This is a genomic window from Nonomuraea antimicrobica (assembly GCF_039536965.1).
GTDB classification, from domain to species: Bacteria; Actinomycetota; Actinomycetes; order Streptosporangiales; family Streptosporangiaceae; genus Nonomuraea; species Nonomuraea antimicrobica.
Genome location: NZ_BAAAZP010000207.1, coordinates 16651 through 27413 on the forward strand (window position 1 = coordinate 16651; position 10763 = coordinate 27413).

Genomic DNA, 10763 nt, shown 5'->3' on the forward strand with positions numbered 1-10763 from the left:
GGGTGCCGGGGGGCTCTTGGGGGCGATGGGCCTTGTGGGTCTCGTGAGGCGGCTCAGCCGGCCACGTGGACGGTCGGCTCGTGGCGTACCGGGAAGTTGACCGAGGCGGCGATGAAGCACGCCCGGTGGGCGTCGGCGTGCAGGGCGAGCGCGGTCTCCACCATCTCGGGCGCCGCCACGGTGACCACCGGACGCAGCACCACCTCGGTGAAGTGGCCGCCGTCGGCGGTCTCGGCCATGGTGCCCGAGGCCGTGTCGGCGTACGCGGTGACCACGACCTTCGCCACGGCGCACTGGTGCAGATACGAAAGCATGTGGCACTGCGACAGCGAGCCGACCAGGAGCTGCTCGGGGTTCCAGCGTGACGGGTCGCCGCGGAAGGCGGGGTCGGAGCTGCCCGCGATGGGCGCCGGTCCCGCCGTGGACAGCTCGTGCTCGCGCCCGTAGTCGCGGTAGCCACTGGTACCGGTGCCCTTGTTGCCGGTCCAGGTCACGACGGTCTGGTAGGTGTGCTCACGGCTCATGGGCGGTCCGTCCTCGCGCTGCCGGTGGTTCCTCCCGCCGAAGGTATCGAACCGATCCGCTCGGGGACTCTTGTGGGTGGGATGCTCGTGTGCGTATACTCGCATACGAGTATTCGTGAACGAGGAGGTGGGCCGGATGGCCAAGCGGCGCCCCGTGGGCAACCTGCTCGCGCTGGCCGTGCTCACCGTCGTCGTCCAGCGGCCGATGCACCCGTACGAGATGGCCTCCGTCCTGCGCGCCCGCGGCAAGGACCAGGACATGCCGATCAAATGGGGCTCCCTCTACACCGTCGTACGCAATCTCGAGAAGCACGGCCTGCTGGAGGCGGTGGAGAGCGGCCGTCAGGGCGCCCGCCCCGAGCGGACCGTCTACGGCGTCACCGAGGCCGGGCGGCGCGAGGCGGACGACTGGACGCGCGAGCTGCTGTCCACCCCCCTGCGGGAGCCGTCGTCGTTCGAGGCGGGCCTGTCGGTCATGGGCGGGCTCGGCCCCGACGAGGTGGCCCCGCTGCTGCGGCAGCGGCTGGAGCTGCTGGAGGGGCAGATCGAGACCGAGCGGCAGGCGCTGGAGGCCGAACGAGGCCAACTGCCCCGCCTCTTCCTCGTCGAGTCGGAGTACGCGCTGGCGATGCGGGAGGCCCAGGCCCGCTGGGTGCGTTCGCTGCTGGCGGAGCTGGACGGAGGCACCTTCCCCGACCTCGACGCGTGGCGTGCCTATCACCGCACGGGCGACCTGCCGCCCGGCCTGGCGCACCTCGCGGAAAGGGGCGGCACAGAAGAAGGACCGACCGAGGAAGACTGAAAGACCCCGGCGGCGGTGCTGCAACACCACCGCCGGGCGACCTCGCACCGAAGACCCGCCAAGCGGAGCCCCGGCCACGAGATGACACAGGCAACGATAGCCGGGCTCCCTTCCCCCACAGAAACCACGGGAGCCATCATGACCACGACCACCCTCGGCACCGTCACGTCCGCCGACGGCACCACGATCAGCTACCACGAGGTCGGCCACGGCCCCGGCCTGGTGATCCTGCACGGAGCCATGCAGACCGGCGAGAGCCAGATCGAGCTGGCCCACGCCCTGTCCGGCGACTTCACCTGCTACCTGCCCGACCGCCGGGGCCGCGGCCGCAGCGGCCCCGCCGGAGCGGATCACGGCCTGCGGCCCGAGGTCGACGACCTCGACGCGCTCGTACGGGCCACGGGCGCGCCGTACGCGCTCGGCGTCAGCTCGGGCGCGATCATCACCCTGCGTACGGCGCTCGCGCGGCGGGCCCTGCGCAAGATCGTCCTCTTCGAGCCCCCGCTGGGCCTCGGCCCCGCCGACCCGGCCCGCCTGTTGCCCCGCCTCGACCGCGAGCTGGCCGCGGGCAGGACCGCCGCCGCGCTGGTCACCGGCCTGCGGGCGGCCCGGCTGGGCCCGCCGTTCTTCAACGCCCTGCCGCGCCCGCTGCAGGAGCTGCTCACGAACCTGATGCTGAAGAGCCAGGACCAGGACGGCGGGGCGTTCGGCGCACTGGCCCCGACGCTGCGCCAGGACATCCAGGTGGTGGCGGAGGCGTCAGGAGACCTGGCCGAATACGGTTCGGTGGCGGCCGAGGTGCTGCTGCTCGGCGGCACCAGGAGCCAGGGGCACCTGCGCTCGGCGCTCGACGGGCTGGAGCGGGTGCTGCCGCACGCCCGGCGCGTGGCCATGGAAGGGCTCGACCACAGCGCCACGTCGAACGCGGCTCAGCGTGGGCGGCCCGAGCGGGTCGCCGAGGAGGTCCGCCGCTTCCTGGCCGGGTGATCTCCGGGGCCCTGCGCAGGCCACCGGGTGAACCCCCGCGCGGGCGGGGATCAGAGGCTGTTGAGGAAGGTGGCCGCCACCGGCGCCGCCACCTTCCCGCCACCGCCGCCGCCCTCGACGACCACGGCGAAGGCCACGTCGTCCTTGAACCCGATGAACCAGGCGTGGGAGTCGAGCTTCTCGCCCGTGCCGTACTCGGCCGTGCCGGTCTTGCCGTAGGTGCCGGACGGGAGCCCCGCGGACTTGGCCGTGCCCTTGGTCACCACGGCCGCCATCATCGAGTGCAGCTCCGACTTCACCCCTTCGGGCAGCGCCTGCTCGTCGGCCTTCTGCTTGATCGTGGGCACCAGCGTCGGCGGGCGCCAGGTGCCGTCGGCGATGGCGGCGGCGACCGAGGCCATCGACAGCGGGCTCGCGGTGATCCGGGCCTGCCCGAACGACTCCGCGGCCAGCTCGGCGTCGGACTGCGCCTTGGGGAAGCTGGGCTTCGTCGCCGGTACGCCGATGTTGAGCGGCTGGTTGAAGCCCACCTCCTCGGCCACGTCGAGCATCTTGTCGGCGCCCAGCTTCTGCTGGGCCAGCGGCGCGAACGTCGTGTTGCACGAGTGCGCGAACGAGTCGAGGAACGACAGCGACCCGAACTCCGCCTTGTCGGAGTTGCGGATCTGCAGCCCGCCGACGGTGGCGTACATGGGGCAGGTCACCTGGTCCTGCGGCGACACCCCGGCCGCCAGCAGCCCGATCGCGGTGACCGCCTTGAACGTCGAGCCCGGCGGGTAACGGCCGTCGAGCGCCCGGTTGAACCCGCCCTGGTTGTTCACCACGGCCAGGATCTCGCCCGTCGAAGGCTCGATCGCCACCAGGGAGGTGGGCTTGTCCAGGTCTTTCACCGCCGTCACCGCGGCGGCCTGCACGCGCGGGTCGAGCGTGGTGCGGACCGGCTCGCCCTCGGTGCCCTCCATGGTCTCCAGCGTCTTGTCACCGAGCTTGATCTCGGTGGCCGGCGTGCCCGCCAGCCGCTTCTGGAACGTCTCCTGCAGCCCGTCGCGCCCGACCGCCTGCCCCACCTTGTAGGACGAGCCCAGCTTGGCGACGTCTTTCTTGGTGGCCTTGGCGAGATAGCCGACGAGCTGCTGAACCGATCCGCCCACCGTGCCGGTGTCGATGCGGTCGCCCTCGCCGTCGGTGATCTCGGCCCGCTCGGGCCAGCGGGTCTTGAGCGAGAACGCGGCTCCGCCGGTCAGCGACGGGTGCAGCGTCGCGGGCGTCCAGTCGACCTTCCACGTGCGGTCGGCCACCACCAGGTCGATCTTGCCCTGGTAGGTCCACTCGCCGATGTTCTTCAGCGCGAGGGTGGCGGTGTAGGGGACGCTGGCCCGGCCGTCTCCCTCGGTGACCTTGCCGAGCTGGATCGCGGTCGACTCGACGGCGAGCACGCTGCGCTGCTGCTCGTACGCGGTGAGCTGCTGCGGCGTGGCCAGCTCGGCCGTCATGGCGCCCTGGTCACCGGCCTGCCACGCGGCGGCGAAGCGCTGCGCGGTCTCGCCCGGGGTGCCCCGGGTGTGCAAGACGTAGTAGGCGCCACCGGCTGCGGCCCCCACCGCGAGCACGGTGGCGCAGGACACGATCGCGATCGTACGGCCCCGCGCCACTGATCAGCCCCCCGCTCCTCGACGACAGGTCTCCGAGCTTAGCTGCGTCGAATCAGGACATTCCATTCGCGGCCTTGTAGCTGGCCGCGTAGGTCGGGACGTATTCCTGGCCGGACAGCTCCTGGATCGCCGCCATGATCTCGTCGGTGACCCGCCGCCGGTCCTGTGCCTTGGTGTGCTCGCCGGTGAACCGCCGCGGCTCCCCGATCGTGATGCCGACGCGCGCGGGGCGGGGCACCTTCGCCCCGAGGGGCAGCACCTTCTCGGTGCCGCTGAGCGCCACGGGCAGCACCGGGGCCCCGGTCTTGAGCGCCAGCCAGGCCACCCCGATCTTGCCGCGGTAGAGGCGGCCGTCGGGGGAGCGGGTGCCCTCGGGGTGGATGCCGAACAGCTCACCCTGCTCCAGCAGCGCCGCGGCCTCGTCGAGCATGGTCTGGGCGGCGTGCGCGCTCTCACGGTCGATCGGCAGGCTCTTGCCCAGCCGCATGAAGAAGCCGGAGATCGGGTTGCCGGAGAAGTATTCGGTCTTGGCGGTGAACGTCACGTGCCGCGGCAGCAGCGCCGGCAGCAGGAACGAGTCGATCACCGAGAGGTGGTTGGCGGCCAGGATCGCCGGGCCGGTGCGCGGCACGTTCGCCGCGCCGGAGATGTGCGGCCGGCACATCGCCTGGGCGAGCGGCGCGGAGGCGAACTTGACCACTTCGTACAGCAACGAGTCTCCTGATCATCGGGCCGATGGCCACCCCACAATAAGGCAGGCATCCCGCGGACGCGGCGGGACGCCTGGGGAAAGTCGTTAGGCCGATGTGGCGGTCGCCTCCTCGGCGAGGTGCACAACACGGCTCCAGCCGAACGGTATTCCGTGAAGGCGGTAATTTGCGGCCCGGGGGACACAGACCACATCGGCAATCTTGAGTTAAGCACACCGCCCGGCCGTGAAGGTAATCGCGGGTTCGCCGCAGGCTCTGTTTTGCGTAGGGATTTTCCGGCGTCCCCGTGCCCCGGGCCGTGCAGGGCGGCCCGACCTCGCCGGGAGCGCGGCCGACGGCCCTGCTCGCCGGGGGTGCCCGGCGGTCAGTGGCGGGTCCAGTGGGGCTGGGCGACGTCGAAGACGCGCTGCTCCCGGCCGCGCAGGGCCACCTCGGCGAACTGCCACAGGATCGCCCCCGTCGGCGCGTGGATCACGATGGACGGCCCCAGCGGCATCTGCAGCAACTCCCCCTGCCAGCGCGGCACCCCCGGCGCCAGGAACCGGTCGAGCGGCACCCCGTGCACCGAGGCCACCTCGCGCGGATCGGGCACCGGCTCCTGACGGCCGCCGAACGCGACCACCGGCGTGATCACGAAACCCGAGTCGGTGACGAAGTCGTCGAGCAGCCCGGCCACCTCGACCCCCGTGACGCCGGTCTCCTCGGCCAGCTCCCGCAGCGCCGCCGCCACCGGCTGCTCCCCGTCGTCGGCCCGGCCGCCGGGCAGCGCCCACTGCCCGGGGTTGCGACCGCGGGCGGCCCGCCTGATCACGACCACGTACGGGCTGCGCTCGGCATCCTCCAGCACACACACGGTGACCCCGGCCCGGCGCAGCCCACCGGCGGGCGGCACCTGACGGCGATCGAAGGCGGCCAGGCGGGCGGTGACCTGCTCGCGCAGCGCGCCGATCGGCGAGGACATCCCCCAAGGATCCCACGGTGGCACGCACCGCTCAGCCCGAGGCCAGGAGGATGCTGAGGAGCGTGCCGACCAGCATGCCCGCGCCCGCGGCGATGGCCGCCCACCGGCCCAGGGGCTCGCCGCGGGTGTGCCCCACGATGCCCAGCACCACGCCCGCCAGCCCGAACAACACCGGGAGGAACAGCACCGCCACCACCGCGCACACGATCCCGGCGATCGACAGGATCTGCCGGCTCACCCGGGGCTCCAGCACGGGGCGGGCCGGGGTCGGCGACCAGTCGGCCGCGCCGCCGTGCGGGTCGCCGCTGTGGGGGTCGCCGTCGTGGGGGTCGCCGCCGTCGCCTGCGGGCGGGTCGGGTGACGAGGTCACGGGTGGGCTCCTCTCAGCGGAGAACCACATCACACACCGAAGGAGAGGGCCTGTCGAGGCGTGCGTTCCCGACATCTGCCCATTTCAAGCGGCTTCCGCGGGGCCAGAGAGCTGTGGCGGAAGGGGACGGGCGTGCACGACGTCGAGGCGGGAGACGGCCCGGGTGAGGGCGACGTACAGGCGGTTGAGCCCGCGCCGCTCGGCCTCGGCGATGGCGGCCGGTTCCGCCACGACCACGTGGTCGTACTCCAGTCCCTTGCACATCGAGGCGGGCGTCACGCTGAGCCGCCCCGCGACGTCCAGGCCCTCGTTCCACAGCGCGGACGTGAGCGCCTCCACCCCGGCGTCGGCGGCGATCACCCCGATCGAGCCCTCGAACGACAACGCCTCCCGCACCGCCGCGACCACCCCCTCCTCCAGCGCGCCCACCCGCGTCACCCGCAGCCGCCCGTCCGACCGGTACGAGCGCGTCTCAGGCACCCGCGCATCCAGCGCCGCCAGCAGCGTGTTGGCCAGCTCCACCACGGCGGCCGGCACGCGGAAGCCGGTCGTGAGCGCGACGATCTCGCCGTCCGGCTTGCCCAGCAGCCCCAGGCGCTCCGGCCAGGACGTGGCGGCCCACGGCGTGGTGCCCTGCGCCAGGTCGCCCAGCACGGTCAGCGAGCCGTGCTCGACGCGCCTGGCCACGGCCCGGCACTCCATGGGCGACAGGTCCTGGGCCTCGTCCACGATGACGTGGCCGTAGCCGCGCGGACGCTCGATCAGCCCGGCGATCTCGTCGAGCAGGACCAGGTCGGCCGCCGACCACCGGGCGCTCTTGACGCCGCGCGGCGGGCGGGCCCAGGTCAGGGCCGCGCGCTCGGCGCCCGTCAGCAGGCCGCGGGCCGGGTCGGGTACGTCGTCACCGGACGGCCCGCGCAGCACCTCGTGCAGCACCTCCGCCGGTTTGACGGCCGGCCAGACGCCGTCCAGCCAGGCGGTGACGCCGCGGCCGATCATGCGCAGCCAGGCCGCGCTCGCCGTCGCGCCGCGGGCCTCGGCCTGGCGGCGGATCGCCTCCACCACGCGGGCCCTGACGCGTTCGCGGCCCACGCCGTACGGGAGGGACTCGCGCCGGGTGTCGTCCACGATGCGGCGCAGCTCGTTCTCGTACACCCGCCACCGGTAGGCGCCGTCCGGCACCGCGACCGGCTCGACCGGCTTGCGGACGCGGCCGTACAGGGCTCTGCGCAGCACCTCGGCCATGCGCTCGTCGTGCTTGACCACGGCCGCCGCCTCGCCGTCCGCGGCGGTGACCGGGACGGTGGACAGCAGCCGCTCCAGCGTCGTCTGCTCGACGTTCATCTCGCCGAGTGCGGGCAGCACGGCGGAGATGTAGCCGAGGAAGGCCGGGTTGGGGCCCAGCACCAGCACGCCCGAGCGTTCGAGGCGGTGGCGGTGGGCGTAGAGGAGGTAGGCGGCCCGGTGCAGGCCGACGGCGGTCTTGCCGGTGCCCGGCGCGCCCTGGACGCAGATGGAGGTGTCCAGCTCGGCGCGTACGAGGTCGTCCTGCTCGGGCTGGATGGTGGCGACGATGTCGCGCATGGGGCCGACGCGGGGGCGTTCGATCTCGGCGGCCAGGATCTTGCTGTCGCCCTCCTCGCCCAGCCCGAGGCGTTCGTCCTCGAAGCCGGTCAGCGTCACGCCCGACCAGCCGAACCGGCGGCGTACGGCGACGCCCTGGGGGTCGCGCGCGCCCGCCCGGTAGAAGGCCCGCGAGACCGGCGCGCGCCAGTCGATGACCACGGGCGGGCCGCCGTGCTCTCCGGTGATGTGCCGCCGGCCGATGTGGTACGCGCGCCCGGCGTGCTCGGCCGAGCCCGCTCCGAAGTCGAGGCGGCCGAAGAACGGCGGGCCCTCCGGCTCCTCGCTCAGCTCCTTGGCCAGGCTCTTGAGGTGCCGTCCCAGCCGTTCGGCGCTGTAGCGGTCGCCGGCCACGGTCTCCCCGACGATGACGTTGTTCCGCGCGCCCTCCAGCATCCTGCGCAGGCCCGCCCTGCAGCGTTCGACGTACCGTCTCTCGTCGTCGAGCGTGTCCATGAACACCTCCAAAGCGTTAACTCGGTTAAGAGATTAACCAGGTTAACACTTTGCTAGGCTGTACTCATGACGGGACTGCGGGAGCTGCAGCGGCAGCGCGTGCACGAGGCCCTCTCGACGGCGGCCATCAGGCTCTTCCTGGAGCGCGGCTTCGACGAGGTGCCCGTGACGGAGATCGCGGCGGCGGCCGGGGTGTCGAAGCCGACGCTGTTCAAGTACTTCCCGACCAAGGAGGACCTCGTCCTGCACCGCTTCGCCGACCACCTGGGCGAGCCGGCCCGGGTGGTGCGCGAGCGGGAGCGGGGGGAGCGGCCGGTGGAGGCGTTGCGCAGGCACTTCCTCGACGGGCTGGCCAGGCGCGACCCGGTCACGGGGCTCAACGACCACCCCGAGGTGGTGGCCTACTACCGGCTGGTGTTCTTCAGCTCGCCGGGTCTGCTGGCCCGGGTGCACCAGTACATGGCCCGCGACGAGGAACTGCTCGCCGAGGCGCTCGCGGAGACGACGGACGACCTGACGGCCGGGCTGCTCGCGGGGCAGGTGCTGGCCACCCAGCGGGTGCTCTCCCGGCGCAACTGGCAGATGCTCGCGGACGGGCGGCCGATCGAGGAGGCGGCGGCCGAGGCGGTGCGCGAGGCGGAACAGGGCTTCGGCATGCTTCCCGCCTGAGCCTGCCTGAGCCTGCCTGAGCCTGCCGGGGCCAGGCGGGGCCATGTGGGGTTGCGCGAGGGCTGGGTGGAGTTGCGCGGGGCTGGTTCGTCAGGGGAGCCAGGTTTCGTGCAGGTGCCACCAGCGCCATGCGGGAGCGTTCCCGAGCGTGGCCGTCGCGCGGCGGGCCTTGGTGCCGTCGCCGGTGTGGTGCCGTTCCTCGTAGGTCACGATCAGCAGGTCGCCGGACTCGGCCACCACGCGCGCGTTCTCGATGGTGATCGTCAGGCCAGGTGCGCCGCCGTGGGCGGCCTCGACCAGCGCCAGCACCTCCTGCCGCCCCAGGACCGTCCCGTCGGGGCCGATCAGGGTGAACCCGGGCGCGTGGGCGTCGGCGAAGGCCGCGAACTCGGAGCGGGTGGCGGCGCCGGTCAGCCAGCGTTCGATCACCCGATGGTGACGGGCCACCTCCCGAGCTGCCTCCCGAGCTGCCTCCCGCGCTGTCTCCCCGGCCACCTCCCGAGCTGCCTCCCCGGCTGTCTCCCGGACGGTCTCCTCGCTCATGCCCGGCCTCCCTTCCGCGCGGCCTCGCCGCCCGTGCCCGGTCCGCCGCTCCGCCCGGGCTCGTCCCCCTTTCCGGCCCCCGTTCCCCGGGCCGAGAGCCAGTCGCGCAGCGGTGTGAGGGGTACGCCCAGGCGGGCGGCGGTGTCGTCCGGCGTGGCGAAGAAGTCCTTCGCGGCGCCGATCCACCGGTACGTGGCGGCCACCCCCGCCGCCGCCTCCCGCCCGGCCACCGAGGCGAGCGCGGCCTCGAACGCGGCCACGTCCAGCTCCTCGTAGCGGACGCCGGACCCGGACAGCGCCGCCAGTTCCTGGCCCGTCACCGCGTCGGGCCCGCCCACGTCGAGGGTGGCGCCCTCCAGCCCGTCCCGGGTGAGCGCCGCCACCGTGATCGCGCCCAGGTCGGCGTGCGTCAGCCAGGGCACGGCCACGTGCGCGGGGAGCGGGTAACGCAGCACCCCCGCCGTCCCCGTCGCCCAGGGAGCCAGGAGGTTGCCGGCGTACAGGGGCGGGCGCAGCACCACCGTGGGCACGCCGCTGCTCAGCAGGGCCTGCGCCGCATGCCGACGGGTCTCGAACGCTGCCACCCCGCTCGGCCGCCCCGGCAGCCGGTTGCCCGTGTTGAACACCAGCCGCCGCGTTCCCGCCGCCAGCGCCGCGTCGATCACGTGCCGCACGTACGCCGACACCGTCGCCGCCTCGTACACCATGGGCAGCACCACCGCCGCGTGCGTCACCCCGTCGAACGCCTCCTTCACCCGCCCGGCGTCCCCCAGGTCACCGGGGAACGGCCGGACCCCCTCGGGAAGGGACGACGGCGTACGGGAGAAGCCGCGGACCTCGTGGCCCCGCGCGGCGAGGTGGCGGGCGGCGGCACCGCCCTGGGCGCCCGAGGCGCCGATCACCAGGAATCTCATGAACGGCAGTCTGCCGAGGCCGGGAAGTACCCTCTATAAAGAGATATCTCCGGATATTTAAGGATCGTCCGTGAGCGTTGATCTCCTGAGCGAGATGCTGGCCCCCTTGCGGCTGCGCGGCGTGTTCCACAGCCGCTGGACGGCGCGGGCGCCGTGGGGCGTGGCGGGCGAGCGGGAGAGCTGCGCGCTGCTGCACTACGTACGCGACGGCCGCTGCGTGGTCGAACTGCCGGACGCCGAGCCCGTACGGCTCGGGCCGGGGGAGCTGGCCGTGTTCCCGCAGGGGGCGGCGCACCGGCTGGCCGACGCGCCCGGACGGGCCACGGTGCCGCTCGAAAGCGTGCTGCCGGGGCGGGAGCCGGGCTCCGCGCGTACGGTGTCGATCGACGGGCCGGGGGAGCCGACCGTCATGCTCTGCGGCGGGCTGCACTACGACGCCGACGCCGCCGCGCCGCTGTACCGGGCGCTGCCGCAGGTCCTGGTGCTGGACCGGGCGGCCGTGGCCGGCGAACCCCTGCTCGGCGACCTCCTGTCCCGCCTGGCCGCCGCCGG

General features: G+C 73.3%; 12 protein-coding genes. 4 read left to right on the forward strand and 8 right to left on the reverse strand.

The annotated features are described in order from the left end of the window. Positions 1–53: 53 nt before the first annotated feature. Positions 54–524 carry an OsmC family protein gene (locus tag ABD844_RS45370; protein ID WP_344893528.1) on the reverse strand — a complete coding sequence of 157 codons (471 nt, stop codon included), beginning with the start codon at positions 522–524 and terminating at the stop codon, positions 54–56. A gap of 115 nt (positions 525–639) precedes the next feature. Here ABD844_RS45370 and ABD844_RS45375 point away from each other — a divergent pair, with 115 nt between their 5' ends. Together ABD844_RS45375 and ABD844_RS45380 are read left to right on the forward strand one after the other, a co-directional pair. Next, positions 640–1326, forward strand: coding sequence for a PadR family transcriptional regulator (locus tag ABD844_RS45375; protein ID WP_344893531.1), 687 nt, complete (start codon positions 640–642; stop codon positions 1324–1326). 138 nt (positions 1327–1464) lie between these two features. Continuing rightward, complete coding sequence (locus ABD844_RS45380) at positions 1465–2313, forward strand: alpha/beta fold hydrolase (protein WP_344893534.1); 849 nt, start codon at positions 1465–1467, stop codon at positions 2311–2313. Between the two features lie 50 nt (positions 2314–2363). Here ABD844_RS45380 and ABD844_RS45385 read toward each other — a convergent pair whose 3' ends face one another. The 5 genes from ABD844_RS45385 to ABD844_RS45405 all read right to left on the reverse strand — a co-directional run bounded on the left by ABD844_RS45385 (position 2364) and on the right by ABD844_RS45405 (position 8085). Next, positions 2364–3938, reverse strand: coding sequence for a penicillin-binding transpeptidase domain-containing protein (locus ABD844_RS45385; RefSeq protein ID WP_344893537.1), 1575 nt, complete (start codon positions 3936–3938; stop codon positions 2364–2366). Between the two features lie 79 nt (positions 3939–4017). Further along, positions 4018–4677 carry a lysophospholipid acyltransferase family protein gene (locus ABD844_RS45390; RefSeq protein ID WP_344893540.1) on the reverse strand — a complete coding sequence of 220 codons (660 nt, stop codon included), beginning with the start codon at positions 4675–4677 and terminating at the stop codon, positions 4018–4020. 362 nt (positions 4678–5039) lie between these two features. Beyond that, the gene (locus tag ABD844_RS45395; RefSeq protein ID WP_344893543.1) at positions 5040–5636 is read right to left on the reverse strand and encodes an NUDIX hydrolase; all 597 of its coding nucleotides are present in this window, start codon (positions 5634–5636) and stop codon (positions 5040–5042) included. A gap of 31 nt (positions 5637–5667) precedes the next feature. Beyond that, positions 5668–6006, reverse strand: a complete 339-nt coding sequence (locus tag ABD844_RS45400) for a hypothetical protein (protein ID WP_344893546.1) — start codon at positions 6004–6006, stop codon at positions 5668–5670. Positions 6007–6090: 84 nt separating this feature from the next. Further along, positions 6091–8085, reverse strand: a complete 1995-nt coding sequence (locus ABD844_RS45405) for a HelD family protein (RefSeq protein WP_344893549.1) — start codon at positions 8083–8085, stop codon at positions 6091–6093. Between the two features lie 66 nt (positions 8086–8151). On the opposite strand from ABD844_RS45405, the gene ABD844_RS45410 reads away from it, so the two are divergent. Further along, positions 8152–8754, forward strand: a complete 603-nt coding sequence (locus ABD844_RS45410) for a TetR family transcriptional regulator (RefSeq protein WP_344893552.1) — start codon at positions 8152–8154, stop codon at positions 8752–8754. Positions 8755–8844: 90 nt separating this feature from the next. Here ABD844_RS45410 and ABD844_RS45415 read toward each other — a convergent pair whose 3' ends face one another. Both ABD844_RS45415 and ABD844_RS45420 read right to left on the reverse strand, forming a co-directional pair. Continuing rightward, the gene (locus ABD844_RS45415; RefSeq protein ID WP_344893555.1) at positions 8845–9297 is read right to left on the reverse strand and encodes a DUF4440 domain-containing protein; all 453 of its coding nucleotides are present in this window, start codon (positions 9295–9297) and stop codon (positions 8845–8847) included. Further along, complete coding sequence (locus tag ABD844_RS45420; protein WP_344893558.1) at positions 9294–10211, reverse strand: SDR family oxidoreductase; 918 nt, start codon at positions 10209–10211, stop codon at positions 9294–9296. The genes ABD844_RS45415 and ABD844_RS45420 overlap by 4 nt, the downstream gene beginning before the upstream one ends. 70 nt (positions 10212–10281) lie before the next feature. Between ABD844_RS45420 and ABD844_RS45425 the strand changes: the two genes are divergently transcribed. Next, on the forward strand, positions 10282–10763 hold a 482-nt coding region (locus ABD844_RS45425; protein ID WP_344893561.1), incomplete at its 3' end, for a cupin domain-containing protein.